An 18,153-nucleotide genomic window follows, 5' to 3' on the forward strand; every position below is an offset into this window, starting at 1 on the left:
ACGAAAGGATCTCCACCAAACTCGAAGGCCTGAGCCCGGTGCAATACCGGGCCCAGACCCTCGCAGCCTAAAATCCCAATTAGCCAGTCCAACAAACGGGGACCAGTTCATCTCGTCGCCTTTCGGCCGACGCTCGCTCACCTTTCGTCGGTTTTCGGCCGACGCTCGCTCACAGTTGGAGCTGGCTCTAGAAGTTGTGGCGGTTGGCCAGCACCGGGAGTTTTTGTCGGGCTTCCTCCACCACCGTGGGGTCGAGGTCGGCGAAGATGAGGCCCGGTTCGCCTTCGAGCGCTTCCAGGACCTGGCCGAACGGGGACACGACGGCGGAGTACCCCACCCCTGTGGGCGCAGCACCCTTGGCCTCGACACCCTGCGTGGCCGGATCGCCTTGGCCGCAGGCGAGCACAAACGTGGTGGTGTCAACGGCGCGGGCGCGGGCGAGAAGTTGCCACTGCTCGGCTTTGCCCGGACCTGATCCCCACGACGCCGAGACGATGTTGACCACAGCGCCGCGATCGGCGTTGGCCGTGAACAGCGCAGGGAAGCGGATGTCGTAACAGGTGGCCAGGCCAAAGGTGAGGCCGCCGGCGTCGAACGTTATGGGGTCCGTACCCGCCTCAACGGTGTCCGACTCCGAGAAGCCGAACGCGTCGAACAGGTGAATCTTGTCGTAGCTGGTTTCGACACCTGGTCCGGTGGCGAGCAGCGTGTTCCGCACCCGCCGGGCACCCGAGTCCGAGGCAGTACCGGGAGTGAACATGCCCGCCACGATGACCAGCTGCAGTTCAGCGGCAAGGGCGCGCATGCGGCTGGCCCACGGTCCATCCAAAGGTTCGGCAATGTCCAGCAGCGAGTTTCCGAACGCGCGCATCATCGCCTCGGGAAACACCACCAACCCGGCGCCACCCTCCTTGGCCCGGCGGGCGTACTCCTCCAGGAGCCGCAGGTTGTCGGCCAGATCCCGGCCGGTGATGACTTGGGCGAGTGCCACGCGCACGATAGAACCTCCAGTTGTCTCCATCCCAGTATGCCAAGCGGGCGCCGCGGAAGCGGCCCACGCGACACATTGGAGTAGACCCCGCCGCCTGAATCCGGTTCCGGAATAATGTTCGAGCACGTGAACGGCATAAGTAATCTGGCGCTTAGCGCGCAAGTAATGAAATCGCTATGCAGAACCTCGTCACATGAGAAGCCGGCGCGGCACATACTGGGCGTGGAACTAAACTTGCAAGTAATGGTTATGCCTATTTTTGACACAGAAGCCGCCGTCGACGCCTCACGGCCACGGCCCCTTGGACTGAGCACGCCCCAGCCCGATCTCGTCGATGCCGAAAACACGCAGAATCATCACGTGAACGTGGCCGTTTTCGCACCCGACCTGGAGCAAGTAGAGATTGCCTTCCAGGCTCCCGGCGAGCCGTGGCGCGCCCACGCCCTTCCCAACGTCGAGGACGGCGTCCACTTCGGGCTGGTGAGCGGGGTAGCGCCGGGCACCCGGTATGGTTTCCGGGCGGCACCAGCCGAGACCGGCCTCCCCATGTCCGTGCCGGCTTTGGACCTGGACGACGACGGCGAACAGCGGCTGCTGCTCGATCCCTACGGTCGCGCTGTGGACCAGCGGGGTGAATTCCTCACGAGTGTCCACCTGGAAACCGGCTTTGACTGGGGCGATGACCAACCGCCGCGTATTCCGCTCCGAACCTCGGTCATCTACGAGGCCCACGTCCGTGGGCAGACGATGCTTCACCCGGATATCCCGGAGCACCTTCGCGGCACCTACGCCGGCATGGCGCATCCGGTGATGATCCAGCACCTCACAGAGCTTGGCATCACCGCTGTTCAGCTCCTGCCAATCCATTTCCACTTGGACGAGTCACATCTCCAGGACCTTGGCATGACCAACTACTGGGGCTACAACACGGCTGCCTTCTTTGCCCCGCATTCGGACTACGCCACCGAAGCTGCCCGCAACGCTGGCCCCCACGCGGTTCAGGACGAACTCAAGGGCATGATCAAGTTGCTGCACGCAGCGGGCATCGAGGTCATCCTGGACGTGGTGTACAACCACACCGCCGAAGCAGGTCCGGACGGTCCTGCCCTCAGCTTCCGTGGACTGGCAGAGAAGCGCTATTACCGGCACGATGCCCACGGGCGCTACCTGGACACCACCGGCTGTGGCAACACCCTGGACTTCAGCGATCCCGTGGTGGTGGACCTGGCCCTGGATTCCCTGCGGTACTGGGTCAACGACTTCCACGTGGATGGCTTCCGCTTCGACCTCGCAGTGACCCTGTGCCGGGATGCGGGCAACACGTTCGATCCCCAGCACCCCTTCCTGCAAGCCATTGCGGAGGATCCGGTATTGTCGGCGGTCAAGCTCATCGCCGAGCCTTGGGACGTTGGCTACGGTGGCTGGCAGACAGGCCGCTTCCCGCACGGTTGGTCGGATTGGAATGACCACTTCCGCGACGGCGTCCGCAGCTTCTGGCTGTCCGACCGCGCAGCCATCGAAGCCGGTGGCCAGGGCGGTTCCGTGGCCTCCTTGGCTGAACTCATGGCCGGTTCGGCCAACCTCTTTGCCTCCTCGGGACGCACCCGGCTGGCCTCGGTCAACTTCATCACGGCCCACGACGGCTTCACCCTCAAGGACTTGGTGAGCTACGACCGTAAGCACAACGAGGCCAACGGTGAGCAGAACCGCGACGGCCACGGCGATAATCGCAGCTACAACCATGGCGTGGAGGGCCGGAGCGAGAATGAGGCCATTGTGGCCGCCCGCGCCCTGTCCATCCGCAACTTGATGGCCACCCTTCTGTTGTCCTTCGGCGTCCCCATGATTACTGCCGGCGATGAACTCGGCCGGACCCAGCAAGGCAACAACAACGCCTACTGCCAGGACAACCCCACGGCGTGGCTGGACTGGAGCCGAACCCAGGAAGCCAATGCCATGTTCAGGACCACGCGGGAGCTGGTCAGGCTCCGCCGCTGGTTCCTGAGGCACCAGCCTGAGAGCTTCCCCGGCAACGCGAACGATTCCAGCCTGCAGTGGTTCGACGATAAAGGTAAGCGGATGACCCCGGCGCGCTGGAACGATCCCAATGTGCGCTCCGTCCAGCTCCTGATGGGCCATGAGGATAGCGAAATTCGTGGCTTGATCGTGGTTAATGGCAGCAACCAGGACGTGAAGATGGTTCTGCCGGAGATCCTCAGCGAATCGGGCATCGGCAAGCGCATGTTTGAACTTCGCTTCACTACGTCGGTGCTGCACGATCGCCGGAAGGGCGCGTTGGTGGCCTCCGGCGAGCGGGATATCCTGCAAGCCAACACCATCAACATCTACCGCACGTAGGCACACCAATCAGGAGTTCTTCGCATGAACCGCAGCCGCAACAAACTGGTGGCTTTCGCGGGACTGGTGATCGCCGTCGTCGTGCTGGTGGTCGCCATGGTGGGCGGAGGTGGGTTAACAGCGCAAACCACGACGCCGGAACCTGGCTCCGCGACGTCGGCCGCCGCGACGCCGGGGGCCGCGGTGGTGGCAAACCCTTCGTCGCTGCCCGCCATCAACGCCTCGCAGCTACCCAGGGAAGCCCGCCAGACGCTGACCCTCATCGCGAAGGGTGGCCCGTACCCGTATGACCGTGACGGCGTGAACTTCGGCAACTTCGAAGGCCTCCTGCCCAAGAAGTCCGGCGGCTTCTACAAGGAGTACACGGTGCCCACACCCGGAGAGTCGGACCGGGGCGCCCGCCGGATCATCGTGGGCAAGGACGCTGCCAAGTACTACACCGCGGACCATTACGAGTCGTTCAAGTTCATCGTCGAAGGCAAGTAGGAGCCCATGAAGATCTATTCTGCAGACACCTGGACCCTTGAAGAACTACGGGAGCAGATTTCCGACGCCGGCCGCAGGACCGTGATGGTCCCCCCGGCAACCACCAAGCAAGCGGTCCTGGAAGTCTTCGCCCAGGTCCTGGACTTCCCTGAGTACTACGGCGTGAACCTGGACGCCCTGAACGACTCCCTGCACGATTACGCCGACGCCCTCTCAGAGGACGACGGCAGCCCGGTCACCATGATCTGGCAGGTCCCGGCGGCCTACCGCACGGACCGTTCCTTCGGCGTAGTCTGCGAGATCCTGCAGGACGCAGAGCGCTACGCCGGCCGCGACCTCGCGGTCATCGCCGTGTTCGAGAATTAGTCGCTCCAACGTCATACCAGTGGGGGCAAGCCACGACGCAAACAGCGACTTGAGTGCTCTGACGGAGAGTTGAGGCGTGGCCCAGCATTGATCCTATGCGTTCGTGATTCCCGCCGAAGCGCTTAAGTGGTGCGTGCCACCCAATCGTGATGCGAGAATTTAAATATTTCTGCGCTTTTTCCGATTATTTCCAAAGTTTGACGCTAAATGTGTCGAGCGATACATTTCGGAGGGGCCTTTAGGCTCTACGTCATTTGCGTATTAGGGATTACGGCGGTGCCACGTACGGAGCCGACAATTCGACCTGGATGGGGTCGTTTGATAACAGGACCAGTTCGGTCAAGAACTTCGGCTACTACGTCACTTGGTGGCAGGACATCAACTACGGCGGTGCTGGCTTTGGCAGCGCTAACGACTACAGCGCCCTGGGTTGGTACGTGCCGTTCCTGGGTACATGGAATGACAACATCAGCAGCTTCCACAGGGGCTAAACCCACGCAGCGGTTCGCATACATCGAGTGAGCGGCACCATGCTTTGACCTGCCGATAAAGTGTCGGCAGGTCAAAGTTCTTGTCTGAAAATAGGCCCGGTTACTACTAGTCGAGGCGTACGAAACGAGATTGGACGCGGGATGGTGTCGAGAAGAACTACTGGACGACGGGCACGCTGGACAAGGTATTTTGTGGCCTCGCTTGCCACAGGCGTAGCGTTGGCTAGTTCATCTTGTTCGGGGGGTGCGGACAGTTCAATCACGCCGGACTCATCGGGAAAAGTGAATCTGGATTACGAGAATTCTCTGATCGTATTCCCAGTGGACGCATACAGAATTTCGGCCCGTGATCGCTCTCAGATTCTTCTGGCGAGGGAAGTCATCATGACCACGTGCATGAAGGAATTTGGCTTCATCGATGATCCGAATGCTGCTTATCCGAAGGCAGAGAACCGGAACTTCGGCGTGTGGAACGTTGATCGAGTGAGACAGCACGGCTTCCGGCTTATTGGAGAAGATGCTCAATCGAACCAGAAGCACGACGAGGCAGGCTCGTGGGGGGATGCCAGGTACAAATGTCTTGCCAGCGAAAAGAGAAAGATTGATGAAATCACTCCACCTGATGACCTGATGAATGGTGGTGCTGCAGCGGAAATTGCTTTGAAAAGTCTCAGGATGGCATCAGAAACTGACGCTTGGAAGAATGCCAAGGGCGACTGGGACAAATGCATCTCAGCGGCTGGCTTGACGCCGGGGCGGGATGCTGCCAACGCCAAGTGGTCGAGCCAGCAGTCCTTTGACCTGCAGGCGAGGACAGATCAGCAAAACCCGTCGAAGTCGGACACAGCCGAAGGCGTCCGAATCGCCACGATTGAGGCCGAATGCAACCAGGAAGTCCGGCTCACCCAAACGCTCGGTGATATTCAGGCAAGCTACCAGCTGCCGCTCATCAAGCAGAATGAGGCAGTTCTTACCGCGCTCAAGAATAGAAGCCAGAACTACGTGGATGCCGCCGAGAAGTTACTGAAAGAGACGCAGTGATCGATGAGCAGCCCCGGCAGAGTGCCGCGGCAGCTGTTGGATTGAGTCGACTCTCGCGACGGTGGCTAATCGTCCTGTTGGCAGTCACCGGAGTCATGTCCGCGGGGGTGGGTTTGCTCGCCGGACGCGTCTTTGATCAATCAGAGATCATCCGGCCGGAGGACTCCATGGCTGAGATCCCTGTTTATGCAATGGTTGAAAACCGTATCGTCGACGACCGTCTTACCTTCTCTGGAGTTATTAAGGCCGGCCCGGCAGTGCCGATCCAAATCGACTTGGAGGCACAGGAACCGATTGTCGTGCGCCAGACGCTTCAGGCGGGGGAAACGTTGAAGTGGGGCGACCTTGCAGGTGTGGTTTCAGGCAAGCCCTATTTCGTCCTGCCTGATCCGCTCCCTTTGTATCGCGATCTTTCCCGAGGTGATGAGGGAGATGACGTGTTGGCATTGCAACGGGCACTTATGCAGATGGGGTATCCTTCTCCCGAAAATGGTCACATGGACAGCGCAACCATGGAAGCCGCATCCTCTTTCTTTGCCAGCGAGGGTTTCACCTTGAGCAGCGGGAGAATGCCTACCGAGCAAAGTCAACAAGTCGAACCGGGAGCTACACCAGAAACAACGGCACCCAGTTCCGGGGTAGATCGCATTACCCGTCTTCCTCATGTAGTTGGCGCATCCTATGTGTACTCAGCGGTTCCGGCAGACGTACGTATAACACGGGTTAAGCCCTCCGACCTGGAACCCGAAGCGCCATTGTCACTCCACTCCTCCTCGAAGAACTACTTCAATGACTTCGGAATCGACCTAATTCCCCACAACATCCGAAGTGCCCTCGACGACCCACGAGCTGGTCCTCTCGCAGTAGTCTCGACGAAGGCGGCAATTGCGCTCGACATACCGTACAGCAAGAAAACCGGGCCGGTGGCAGGGGTGAGCATATGGATCGATGACCGACTTGTGCCGGTTGTTGGTGTATTCGAACCTGGCCCAAATTTTCCTGAGTACGCTGACTCCGTATTCGTAAACGCCAGCCTCATGCGTGGCGTCTCCAGGTCAGACCTAAAAGTTCAAGTTCGAACCGAAAAGGGCTTCTCGGCTGCGATTGCGCGAGTAGCGCCGCTTGGATACTCGCCGAGCGACCCAGGGAAGGCAAAAGTAGACGTCACAGCCGATATTCAGTCAATCAGGCAGGACGTCTCAAATGATCTCGGGTCGCTCATCGCTTTGCTATCGCTGGTCCTGATGCTCCTGGCGATCATCACTGCGGCTTCCTCGATGTACCTGACCGTTCAGAACCGATCGGCAGAGATAGCCCTTCGACGAGCGATCGGCTCTAGTCGATGGCTAATTTGCCGATCCTTCATCCTTGAGGGCTTCATCGTTGGAGTTACAGCAGGTTCTCTCGGCGGCATCATCGGAACTATGACCACGCTTTGCGTCTCCTGGATCCAGGCCTGGCCGCCCGTACTGCCCCCGGAGCTATGGGTGGTTGGACTCCTTGTGGGTGCGACCACCGGTATTGTGAGCGCCATTTACCCTGCCTGGGTCGCCAGCCGTAAAGATCCCGCTATTGCACTTCGCGCGTAGAAGTCCCGCGGGAGTTCCCCCGAACCAGCTTCATAGATGCTAAACAGCACCCTCCACGGGCGGCCGCCCGCTTTTCCGTCGTTGGGCAACAACGGAAAAGCGGGGCCATGCACCTTCGAAGGCTTAGGCGTTCGCGATCAACCCCAGTTCAGCCTTGGAAGCCAACGCCGAGTGCTTCGGGAACACTCGAACCGTGTAGCCGAAGGAGCCCGAGCGGTTGATGACCACGGAGCCATGGAAGAGGTGGCGTCCGCCGCCGAGGTCCTCCAGGGAGTCCAGTTCCGCAACCACGATGTCCTCGAGCTCGTCGGATTCCTCCGCGCGGCCGAAGGCCACCTCCACGGACACGTCATCCGGGGTGAGGCTGTTGAGGGCCACGTAGGCGTTGACCTGGAGGCTGTCGCCCACCTGGGGTTCCTCGGAGACACCCACGGAGTCAACGTGTTCCACCACGACCTGGGGCCACGCGTTCCGGACCTTGGTGGTCCAGGCGGCGAGTTCCTTGGCTTCCTTGAACGATTCGGCAACTGCCCTGCGCCCGGAGACAGCGGCCGGGCAATAGAGGTTGTTGACGTAGTCGTGGAGCATGCGTTCGGCCGAGACTGCGGGACCCAGGTTGGCCAGGGTGTGCTTGATCATGGATACCCAGTGGGTGGGTACGGTCTCAAGACTGGACTCGGAGGGTCCTGCAGCACCGGCGCCCTGGGCCACCGTGGTTCCGTAGAATCGTGGAGCCACCTGGTTCTCGAGCAGCTCATAGAGCGCTGATGCCTCGATGTCGTCCCGTTCATCGGCGGAGGCGCCATTGTTCGCGGTGGGGATCGCCCAGCCGTTTTCGCCGTCGTACATTTCGTCCCACCAACCGTCAAGGACGGACAGGTTGAGCGAGCCGTTGATGGCGGCCTTCATCCCGGAGGTGCCGCAGGCTTCCAGAGGGCGAAGCGGGTTGTTGAGCCAGACGTCGCAGCCGGGGAACAGCGTCCGGGCCATGGCGATGTCGTAGTTCGGCAGGAACACGATCCTGTGCCGCACTTCGGGGTCGTCAGTGAAGCGCACCAGGTCCTGGATCATCTTCTTGCCGGCGTCGTCAGCGGGGTGCGACTTGCCGGCGATGACCAGCTGGATGGGGTGCTTCGGGTCCAACAGGAGGGCCTTCAAGCGTGCGGGGTCGCGCAACATGAGGGTGAGCCGCTTGTACGTGGGCACACGGCGCGCAAAACCGATCGTGAGCACGTCCGGGTCCAGCACTGAATCGGTCCAGCCCAGTTCGGCATCCGCTGCGCCGCGCTTCTTCCACGAAGCCCGGAGCCGGCGTCGAACGTCGTCGATGAGCTGCGCGCGCAGTTCCCTGCGAAGCCTCCAGACGTCTTCGTCGCTGACGTTGTAGGCCAAGTCCCAGCGTCCCAGTGCTTCGGCTTCTGCACCGAACTGGGTCCGTGCCAGCGAAGAGATGCGCGGGTCAACCCACGTGGGCACGTGGACGCCGTTGGTAACGGAGGCGATGGGGATTTCGGAGTGGTCGAATCCTGGCCACAGGCCAGCGAACATCTCGCGGGACACCACGCCGTGCAGCTTCGCCACGCCGTTGGCGCGCTGCGCAAGCCGCAGGCCCATCACCGCCATGTTGAAAACGGAAGGGTTGCCGCCGTCGTAGTTTTCGCGGCCCAGCTCAAGGATCCGGTCAGTCGGTACGGCAGGCGCCAGCCCGGCTTCAAAGAAATGCTTGATCTGCACGGTCTCAAAGCGGTCGATGCCTGCGGGGACCGGCGTATGCGTCGTGAAGACGGTGGACGCGCGTCCGGCGGCGAGGGCTTCGTCCCAGCTGAGGGGCTCGTTGGGATCGGACATGGCTTCCTGGATGCGTTCGATTCCCAGGAAACCTGCGTGGCCTTCATTGGTATGGAACACTTCCGGCGCCGGTGTGCCGGTGAGTTCCTGGTAGACGCGGAGGGCCCTGACGCCACCCATGCCCAGGAGGAGTTCCTGCTGCAACCGGTGGTCGCCGCCGCCACCGTAAAGGCGGTCGGTGATGCCGCGCGCGGCCTCGTCATTGGAGGGGACGTTGGAGTCCAGCAGCAGCAGCGGAACGCGTCCGACGTCGGCACGCCACACATGCGCGTGGAGTTCCCGGCCGTTGGGCAACGGAAGCGAGATCTGGACCGGCTTGCCGGGCGCGCCGTCCTTGGCCGGGTGGCGAAGCAGCGTCAGCGGCAAGCCATCAGGGTCCAGCACCGGGTAGGTTTCCTGCTGCCACGCATCGCGGGACAGCGACTGCTTGAAGTAACCGGCCTGGTAGAGGAGCCCGACCCCGATCAGCGGCACGCCCAGGTCCGAGGCGGCCTTAAGGTGGTCGCCTGCCAGGATGCCCAGGCCGCCGGAGTACTGCGGAAGCACTTCCGTGATACCGAACTCGGGGGAGAAGTAGGCAATGCACGCCGGAGCGTCTTCGCCGAGGCCCTGGTACCAGCGTGGTTCGCTGAGGTAGCGGTCCAGGTCGGCGGCGGCGTGCTGCACGCGCTCCACTACTTCGCCATTGTTGGCCAAGTCCTGCAACTGTTCGCGGCTGATCGACCCAAGAAGAGCTATGGGGTCGTGCTGCGACGCCTCCCAGAGAGCCGGGTTGAGGCTCGCAAAAAGTTCCCGAGTGGGCCGGTGCCATGACCAACGTAAATTGGTGGCCAGACGTGCCAGGGGCCGGATGGGCTCAGGGAGGACGGTACGGACTGTAAACCTTCGAATTGCCTTCACGAGCGCCACACTAACGGACTCACATGGCAGTCGGAACCGCATTGGGTTTCTTTTAGGTAAAAGACATCTTGCGTCGAGAAGAAAGGTCGTGTGCTTAGCATTCTGTGATGTTTCTCGCTAACGTCGTGCTTGTGACGAATACCGTGCGAACCATCACCGCTCTGAAATCCAAGACGAAAACGGACATCACCGACGGACTTCGCTTCGGCCGGTTCCCCATCACGGCCGTTCAGCCGGTTGTTGAGGGTGGCCGTTTCCCGGCGAAGGCCTTGCCGGGGGAGGACCTCGTGGTTGGCGCCACGGTGTTCCGTGAAGGCCACGACCAGCTGGGCGTTTCCGCTGTGCTGCTCGATCCCAGGGGCAGGGAGCGCCAGCGCGTCCGGCTGAGCCCTGCGCAGGGTGAGCAGTGGAAGGGCCTGGACCGCTGGGAGGGCCTGATCACGCCGGGCGGCACCGGGGCCTGGTCGTTCGTTATCGAGGCCTGGCATGACCGCTACGGAACGTGGCACCACAATGCAGAGGTGAAGGTCGCTGCCGGAATCGACGTCGAGTTGATGCTCGCCGAGGGCGCCGCCCTCCTGGCAGGAGCAGCCGACAACGCCGGACGTACCGGCGCGGAAAAGCGCACCTTGCGTGCCGCTTCCGTTGTGCTGGCAGACACCACCAAAACCGCCGAACAACGCCTCGGCGCCGGTTTCAGCCCTGAGGTGCTGGCCGCCGTCGAACGTCTTCCGATCCGCGAGCTGGTGACCGTATCGGAGCGTTTCCCGCTGCAGGTGGAGCGCGACCTCGCGGGCCGTGGCTCCTGGTACGAATTCTTCCCCCGCTCCGAGGGCGCCGTGTTGGACCACTCCACCGGCACGTGGACTTCCGGTAATTTCCGCACGGCTGCCAAGAGGCTCGACGCCGTAGCGGACATGGGCTTCGACGTCATCTACCTGCCGCCCATCCATCCGATCGGCTTCCAGCACCGTAAGGGCCGCAACAACACCTTGACGCCGGGACCGCAGGATCCCGGTTCGCCGTGGGCCATCGGCTCCAAGGACGGTGGCCACGATGCCATCCACCCGGAACTGGGTACGTTCGAGGACTTCGACGCGTTCGTGGCGCGTGCCAACGAGCTGGAACTCGAGGTAGCTTTGGACCTCGCCCTGCAGGCAGCTCCGGACCACCCCTGGGTGACGTCCAACCCCGAATGGTTCACCACCCGAGTGGACGGTTCCATCGCCTACGCAGAGAACCCGCCGAAGAAGTACCAGGACATTTATCCCCTGAACTTCGACAACGATCCCACTGGCCTTTCCAAGGAAATTCTGCGGATCGTGCAGTTGTGGATCAGCCATGGCGTGAAGATTTTTCGCGTGGACAATCCCCACACCAAGCCTGTCTGGTTCTGGGAATGGCTGATTGGCAAGATCAACAAAAAGAACCCGGAGGTTGTTTTCCTGGCGGAGGCTTTCACCCGTCCCCCGATGATGCACGCGTTGGGCCGGGCAGGATTCCAGCAGTCCTACACGTACTTCACATGGCGGAACACCAAGACGGAGCTTGAGCAGTACTTCCACGAGGTCAGCCACGAGAGTCCGGCGTTCTTCCGCCCGAACTTCTTTGTGAACACCCCGGACATCCTCACCGAGTACTTGCAGTACGGCGGTCCGGCAGCCTTCCGTATCCGGGCTGCACTGGCTGCGACTGCCAGCCCGCTCTGGGGTGTGTATGCCGGTTATGAGTTGTATGAGCACGTAGCCCGGCCTGGCGCCGAGGAGTACATCGACAACGAAAAGTACGAGTACAAGGCGAGGGACTGGGATGGCGCAGCCGAGTCCGGACGCACCCTGGCTCCGTACATCACCAGGCTCAACACCATCCGCAAGGATCATGTTGCCCTGGGTGACCTGCAGAACCTGACGCTGCACAGCAGCACGGACGATGCCACGATCGTGTACTCCAAGCACAAGACGCTGCCGGACGGAACCAAGGACACCTTGATCATTGTGGTCAACGTGGATCCGCACAGCGCCCGCGAGAGCACGGTCTCCCTGGACTTGGCGGCCCTGCAACTGGACCCCCGGGATCTCAATGAGGACGGCAGGTTCCGGGTGGATGACTTGATCAGCGGCCAGAGCTGGGAATGGGGCGAGCACAACTACGTCCGCCTGGATGCCCACGTGGAACCGGCTCACATCCTGAGCATCCGGAGGCAGCCTTAGTGAGTTTTTCCCCGCAGAACCCGAGCCAGTACTTCACTCCGAAGAACACCTTCGAGTTGAACGCCCCAGGTCTCCAGCATGATCCCAACTGGTACCGCAAGGCAGTCTTCTATGAGGTACTGGTGCGGGCCTTTGCGGATGCCAACGGGGATGGGTCCGGCGACTTCCATGGGTTGATCGAGAAGCTGGACTACCTGCAGTGGCTCGGCGTTGACTGCCTATGGTTGCCGCCGTTCTTCCATTCCCCGTTGCGCGATGGCGGCTATGACATTGCGGACTACACGTCCGTACTGGATGAGTTCGGCACCATCAGCGACTTCAAGCGGCTGGTTGCCGAGGCACACGCCCGCGGCGTCAGGGTGATCATCGATCTTCCCTTGAACCACACGTCGGACCAGCACCCTTGGTTCCAGGAATCCCGCAAGGATCCCACAGGTCCCTTTGGCGATTTCTATGTGTGGAGCGATACCGACGAGAAGTACCAGGACGCCCGCATTATCTTCGTTGACACCGAGGAATCGAACTGGACGTTCGATCCCATCCGGCGGCAGTTCTTCTGGCACCGTTTCTTCAGCCACCAACCGGACCTGAACTTCGAGAACCCCAAGGTCATCGAGGCCCTCTATGACGTGGTCCGGTTCTGGCTGGACCAAGGGATCGATGGCTTCCGGGCCGACGCCATTCCGTACCTGTTCGAGGAAGACGGCACCAACTGCGAGAACCTGCCGGCAACGCACACGTTCCTGCAGGACCTACGGCGCATGGTGGACGCGAACTATCCCGGCAGGGTGATCATTGCCGAGGCCAACCAGCCCCCGCATGAAGTGGTGGAGTATTTCGGTACCGAGGAAGCGCCCGAATGCCACATGGCGTTCCACTTCCCCATCATGCCGCGGCTCTACTACGCACTCCGGGACCAGAAGGCCGCGCCTATCATCGAGACCTTACGCGACACCCCGGAAATTCCCAAGGGGGCCCAGTGGGGAACTTTCCTGCGGAACCACGATGAACTCACCTTGGAGATGGTGCCGGGGGAGGAGCGCGCCGCCATGCTGGGCTGGTATGCCCCCGATCCCCGGATGCGTGCCAACATCGGCATCCGGAGACGTTTGGCGCCTCTGTTGGACAACTCCCGCTCGGAGATCGAGCTCATCAACGCGCTGCTGCTCTCCCTGCCCGGCAGTCCCTTCCTGTACTACGGGGACGAAATCGGCATGGGAGACAACATCTGGCTCGATGACCGCGATGCCGTCCGCACTCCAATGCAATGGAACCCGGACCGAAACGCCGGTTTCTCGGGGGCCGATCCGGGCAAGCTGTACCTTCCGGTCATCCAGTCGCTCGTCTACAACTACAGCATGGTCAACGTTGAAGCCGAGGCCGCCCACTCGGGTTCACTGTTGCGCTGGACCCGGCAGATCCTCAGCGTGCGCAAGAACCACCCGGTGTTTGGTTTGGGCGGTTTCCGGCACATTGAAGCGGACCACGAGGTGGTGCTTGCCTACGTTCGGGAACTGCCGGCGGGCAACCCTGAGGGGGAGGACGCCGAAACCATTCTGTGCGTCTTCAACCTCTCCCAGCACCCCGTGGCGGCAACGTTGGACATCCCTGAGTTCGCAGGCCGCGGCCTGCGCGATATTTTCGGCGGCCAGCCCTTCCCGGCCGTCGGCGACAACGGTCATCTGACCGTGATGCTGGGCAGCCACAGCTTCTACTGGCTGAGGGTCCGCTCGGCCTTTTCCAATCCCTCGTCGCCTTTTACCCAGGCGATTCCCGTGGTGACCTCCAAAGGATGAGATGAGCAAGGACAACTTGAACCCCTCCGTTGAAGGACTTCTCCGTAACTGGCTTCCAGGCAAGCGCTGGTTCCCGGTCAATAGCCCCGATTTTGCGCTGGAGCAGGTGGGCGGTTTCAGCCTCCCGGGCACTGGCGGTGACGCTGCTTTTGAGGTGGTGCTGCTGGCCGTGACCTACCGGACGGCCGACGGCGGTCCCCGGACCGACGTGGTCCAGGTTCCGTTGAGCTATCGGAGCCAACCGCTGGTGGACGCTCCGGCCGCCTTGGTGGGTGAGTTTACCGACGATTCGGGCCTCCACCTGATCTACGACGCCGTCTTCGACGCCGGGTTCGTCGCCGCCTGGTTGGAGTTGATGCGCAGCGAGGGCCTGGTGGGACTCGCCCAGGGGCACCTGACGCGTGGACGCGTCGCGCTCCCGGAAACACCCACCTCCGTACGCGTTCTGTCCGGGGAGCAGTCCAACACGTCCGTCATCATCGACGACGGCCATTCGGCGGCGATCGTGAAGATCTTCCGAGTGCTGGCGGCTGGCAGGAATCCCGAGGTTGAACTGGGCGCTGCCCTGACCGCAGCCGGGACCAGTGAGGTTCCCGCGACGCTCGGCTGGATCACGGGCTCGTGGGACGGGCCGGCGTCGAACGGTACAGCAGCGGCGACTGGCGAGCTGACTGTAGCCCACGAATTCCTGGTCGGTGGATTGGACGCCTGGCGGTTGGCAGTAGAGGCCGCAGCAGCCGGCAAGGACTTCACCGCCGAGGCCCGTGGGCTGGGGGCGGCCACTGCCACGGTCCACGCCAGGCTCGCGCAAACCTTTGGAATCCAGGACGGCCAGGAACAGGGCCCGGACATCATCGCAACTGTTGTCCGGCGCGTCCGCCAGTCGTGGGCAGAAGCCGCATCCGCCGTCGGGCCTTATGACGACAATCTGGAAGAGCTGCTGGCGGCTCTGGATCCCCGGGACGTTGGCCGGTTGCAGCGTGTGCACGGTGACCTGCACCTGGGGCAGATCCTTTTGGTTCCCGGCGCCGAGGGGCAGCCGGAACGTTGGGCGATCCTCGACTTCGAGGGCGAGCCGCTACGGACCATCGATGAACGTAATACTCCCGATCTTCCCCTCCGCGATGTCACGGGCATGCTGCGCTCGTTCGACTACGCTGCCGGTGCCGCGACGCGCGAAAATGCGAACGCCAAGGTTCCCGACTCCTGGGTGGACGAGTGCGCAGAAGCGTTCCTTGAGGGGTACATCGAAGTCACTCCCGGAACCATAGACCGCCGCTCGCCGCTCTTTGTGGCATTGTGGCTGGACAAGGCTTTATACGAGGTGGTTTACGAGCTGCGGAACCGGCCCGACTGGCTGTCCATACCGGTGAATGCATCGCGAAAAATCCTCGACAACTCAAGCCGCGGCAAGCATGCGGCAGCTATAGCGGAAGGTAAAGACATGACTGGCTCTGCACGCACCGAACGGCCGCGAGTCCCACTGCATGTGGACACCGAGACCTTGGAACGCGTGGCAGCCGGCGCCTACCATGCGCCGCACTCTGTTCTCGGCGCACATCTGGACGACCACGGCCACGTCACCATCCGAACGGTGAAGCACCTCGCCAAGTCCGTGGTGGTGGTGACCGAAACCGGCCGCACGGAAATGACTCACGAAGCGCATGGCGTGTGGGTTGCCGTCCTGGAACCGCTGCAGGCCGGCCACGTGCCGGACTACCGTTTGGAAGTGGTGTACGACGCCGAACCGGTCACCATCGATGACCCGTACCACTACCTGCCTACCGTAGGTGAGGTGGACCTGCACCTCATCGGTGAAGGTCGCCACGAACGCCTTTGGGACGTCCTCGGTGCCCACGTGCAGCACTACAGTTCCGCGCTCGGCGATGTAGATGGGGTCTCGTTCGCCGTCTGGGCACCGAACGCCCAGGCTGTCCGGGTTAAGGGCGACTTCAATGGATGGGACGGGCGCTCGCATGGAATGCGCTCGCTGGGTTCGTCCGGCGTCTGGGAACTGTTCATTCCGGGTGTTGTAGCAGGGGCGTGCTACAAATACGAGATCCTCACCAAGGGAGGTCACTGGGTAGAGAAGGCCGATCCCTTGGCTTTCGGCACCGAGGTTCCGCCGCTGACCGCCTCACGCGTCGTGGATCCCAGCTACCGCTTCAAGGACGCGGAATGGATGAGTGCCCGCGCTCAGAAGGACCCGCATAACTCACCCATGAGCGTCTACGAAGTCCATTTGGGCTCGTGGCGCCTGGGCCTTGGCTACAAAGAACTGGCCAAGGAGCTCGTGGAATACGTCACATGGCTTGGCTTCTCGCACGTTGAGTTCATGCCGGTGGCGGAGCACCCCTTCGGCGGATCCTGGGGCTACCAGGTGACGTCCTACTTCGCGCCGACGTCGCGGTTCGGGCACCCGGATGAGTTCCGGTTCCTGGTGGACTCGCTGCACCAGGCGGGCATTGGCGTCCTCCTGGACTGGGTACCAGCCCACTTCCCCAAGGATTCCTGGGCGCTGGCACAGTTTGACGGCCAGCCGCTGTACGAGCACTCCGACCCCGCACTCGGCGAGCACCCCGACTGGGGAACTTTGATCTTCGACTTCGGACGCAGCGAGGTCAGGAACTTCCTGGTGGCCAATGCGCTGTACTGGCTGGAGGAGTTCCACATCGATGGCCTGCGCGTGGACGCCGTGGCCTCCATGATCTACCTGGACTACTCCCGTGAGGAAGGACAGTGGCGGCCCAACAAGTTCGGCGGACGCGAAAACCTCGAAGCTATTTCCTTTATGCAGGAAGTCAACGCGACGGTTTACAAGTCGCACCCGGGCGCCATCATCATCGCCGAGGAATCCACCGCGTTCCCGGGGGTAACCGCCCCCACCAACCACGGAGGCCTGGGCTTCGGCCTGAAGTGGAACATGGGGTGGATGCACGACTCCCTGAAGTACATCTCCGAAGACCCCATCAACCGCAAATGGCATCACGGCACCATCACGTTCTCCATGGTCTACGCCTTCACGGAGAACTTCCTGCTGCCCATCAGCCACGACGAGGTAGTTCACGGCAAGGGTTCGATGCTCCGGAAGATGCCTGGTGACCGTTGGCAGCAGCTGGCAAACCTCCGGGCCTTCTTCGCCTACCAGTGGGCACACCCGGGCAAACAGCTCATCTTCATGGGCAGCGAGTTTGGACAGGAGGCCGAATGGTCCGAGCAATATGGACTGGACTGGTTCCTCGCCGACATTCCCGCCCACCGGGGACTCCAGCTGCTGGTCAAGGACCTGAACGGGATTTACTCGTCCACGCCGGCCCTCTACGAACGGGACAACGAGGCCGGTGGTTTCCAGTGGATCAATGGCGGGGATGCGGACCACAACGTCCTGACGTTCATTCGCTGGGATCACAACGGCAAGCCGTTGGTATGCGCCGTCAACTTCTCAGGCGGCCCGCACCAGGACTACATCCTGGGAGTTCCGTCTTCTGGGGAGTGGAGGGAAGTCCTGAACACCGACTCTGAAACGTATGGCGGTTCGGGTGTGGTCAATGCGGGATCGCTGAAGGCTTCGGCGCCAGGGACCGACGGTCAGCCCGCAGCGTTGACCATCACGCTTCCGCCTCTTGGCGCTTCCTGGTTCACGCCAGCTGAGTAGAGACTTGGCTCCTAGGGGGATTCAGTAGGCCGTGAGGGGTCCGGAGCCACGCGCTCCGGGCCCTCTTCCCTTTGTTTCCGGGGATTTTTCTCGAACGAAGAGGCATGTCGCTGAGCGGTTTTGCCATCCCGGCCGAGTAGGGGTATAGTTAGTACCCGCGCTGCTCCCCAGTGGAGGACGGTGAAGCTGACAAGAAACCGCAAGGAAAATCAAGTCAAGTTCACCGATTTGACCCGGAGGCAGGCAGCGTGTAAGTTTGAAAAGTTGCTCCGGAGCGATCCTGGACCCTGTGGGGTGTGGGTGGTGCCGGGTGTGTCTGTTGTTTGAGAACTCAATAGTGTGCCAAGTTTGTTGATACCGATTGTTTTATTGATTGGTTGAAATTTATGCCAGTTCTGTCATGCACCCCCGTGTGTGGTGGG

At 61.8% G+C, this 18,153-nt stretch carries 12 protein-coding genes; 10 read left to right on the plus strand and 2 right to left on the minus strand.

The window, feature by feature from the left end; translation table 11 throughout:
* Positions 1-71 (plus strand): IS3 family transposase (locus LN996_RS23915; RefSeq protein WP_374202238.1); only part of this gene is annotated, 71 nt, incomplete at its 5' end.
* Positions 72-187: 116 nt separating this feature from the next.
* Here LN996_RS23915 and LN996_RS20570 read toward each other — a convergent pair.
* Positions 188-997, minus strand: a complete 810-nt coding sequence (locus LN996_RS20570) for a carbon-nitrogen hydrolase family protein (RefSeq protein WP_231342673.1) — start codon at positions 995-997, stop codon at positions 188-190.
* 237 nt (positions 998-1,234) lie between these two features.
* Between LN996_RS20570 and glgX the strand changes: the two genes are divergently transcribed.
* The 6 genes from glgX to LN996_RS23835 all read left to right on the plus strand — a co-directional run bounded on the left by glgX (position 1,235) and on the right by LN996_RS23835 (position 7,322).
* Positions 1,235-3,349, plus strand: coding sequence for a glycogen debranching protein GlgX (gene glgX / locus LN996_RS20575; protein ID WP_231342676.1), 2,115 nt, complete (start codon positions 1,235-1,237; stop codon positions 3,347-3,349).
* 24 nt (positions 3,350-3,373) lie between these two features.
* Positions 3,374-3,835 (plus strand): ribonuclease domain-containing protein, encoded by a 462-nt coding sequence (locus LN996_RS20580; RefSeq protein WP_231342678.1) that lies wholly within the window; start codon positions 3,374-3,376, stop codon positions 3,833-3,835.
* 6 nt (positions 3,836-3,841) lie between these two features.
* The gene (locus LN996_RS20585; protein ID WP_231342681.1) at positions 3,842-4,201 is read left to right on the plus strand and encodes a barstar family protein; all 360 of its coding nucleotides are present in this window, start codon (positions 3,842-3,844) and stop codon (positions 4,199-4,201) included.
* Positions 4,202-4,455: 254 nt separating this feature from the next.
* Positions 4,456-4,692, plus strand: coding sequence for a hypothetical protein (locus tag LN996_RS20590; RefSeq protein ID WP_231342682.1), 237 nt, complete (start codon positions 4,456-4,458; stop codon positions 4,690-4,692).
* A gap of 384 nt (positions 4,693-5,076) precedes the next feature.
* Positions 5,077-5,733, plus strand: a complete 657-nt coding sequence (locus LN996_RS20595) for a hypothetical protein (RefSeq protein ID WP_231342684.1) — start codon at positions 5,077-5,079, stop codon at positions 5,731-5,733.
* On the plus strand, positions 5,730-7,322 hold the full coding sequence (locus LN996_RS23835; protein WP_231342685.1) for an ABC transporter permease: 1,593 nt from the start codon (positions 5,730-5,732) through the stop codon (positions 7,320-7,322). The genes LN996_RS20595 and LN996_RS23835 overlap by 4 nt, the downstream gene beginning before the upstream one ends.
* A 123-nt stretch (positions 7,323-7,445) precedes the next feature.
* On the opposite strand, the gene glgP is transcribed toward LN996_RS23835, so the two are convergent.
* On the minus strand, positions 7,446-10,070 hold the full coding sequence (glgP, locus tag LN996_RS20605; RefSeq protein ID WP_231342686.1) for an alpha-glucan family phosphorylase: 2,625 nt from the start codon (positions 10,068-10,070) through the stop codon (positions 7,446-7,448).
* 104 nt (positions 10,071-10,174) lie between these two features.
* On the opposite strand from glgP, the gene LN996_RS20610 reads away from it, so the two are divergent.
* From LN996_RS20610 to LN996_RS20620, 3 genes are read left to right on the plus strand one after another with little or no spacing between them, the layout of a single operon-like run.
* Complete coding sequence (locus LN996_RS20610; RefSeq protein ID WP_231342687.1) at positions 10,175-12,280, plus strand: alpha-1,4-glucan--maltose-1-phosphate maltosyltransferase; 2,106 nt, start codon at positions 10,175-10,177, stop codon at positions 12,278-12,280.
* The gene (treS, locus tag LN996_RS20615; RefSeq protein WP_231342690.1) at positions 12,280-14,076 is read left to right on the plus strand and encodes a maltose alpha-D-glucosyltransferase; all 1,797 of its coding nucleotides are present in this window, start codon (positions 12,280-12,282) and stop codon (positions 14,074-14,076) included. The genes LN996_RS20610 and treS overlap by 1 nt, the downstream gene beginning before the upstream one ends.
* A 1-nt stretch (position 14,077) precedes the next feature.
* Positions 14,078-17,731 carry a 1,4-alpha-glucan branching enzyme gene (locus tag LN996_RS20620; RefSeq protein WP_231342692.1) on the plus strand — a complete coding sequence of 1,218 codons (3,654 nt, stop codon included), beginning with the start codon at positions 14,078-14,080 and terminating at the stop codon, positions 17,729-17,731.
* The last annotated feature ends 422 nt before the right edge of the window (positions 17,732-18,153 follow it).

It is taken from the genome of Arthrobacter sp. AK01, from assembly GCF_021109375.1.
Taxonomy (GTDB): Bacteria; Actinomycetota; Actinomycetes; order Actinomycetales; family Micrococcaceae; genus Arthrobacter.

Bases quoted from the DNA above. Each gene is read 5' to 3' on its own strand.
- LN996_RS20580 (WP_231342678.1), top strand. From the start codon at position 3,374: ATGAACCGCAGCCGCAACAAACTGGTGGCTTTCGCGGGACTGGTGATC.
- glgX (WP_231342676.1), top strand. From the start codon at position 1,235: ATGGTTATGCCTATTTTTGACACAGAAGCCGCCGTCGACGCCTCACGG.
- LN996_RS20585 (WP_231342681.1), top strand. From the start codon at position 3,842: ATGAAGATCTATTCTGCAGACACCTGGACCCTTGAAGAACTACGGGAG.
- LN996_RS20620 (WP_231342692.1), top strand. From the start codon at position 14,078: ATGAGCAAGGACAACTTGAACCCCTCCGTTGAAGGACTTCTCCGTAAC.
- LN996_RS20595 (WP_231342684.1), top strand. From the start codon at position 5,077: ATGACCACGTGCATGAAGGAATTTGGCTTCATCGATGATCCGAATGCT.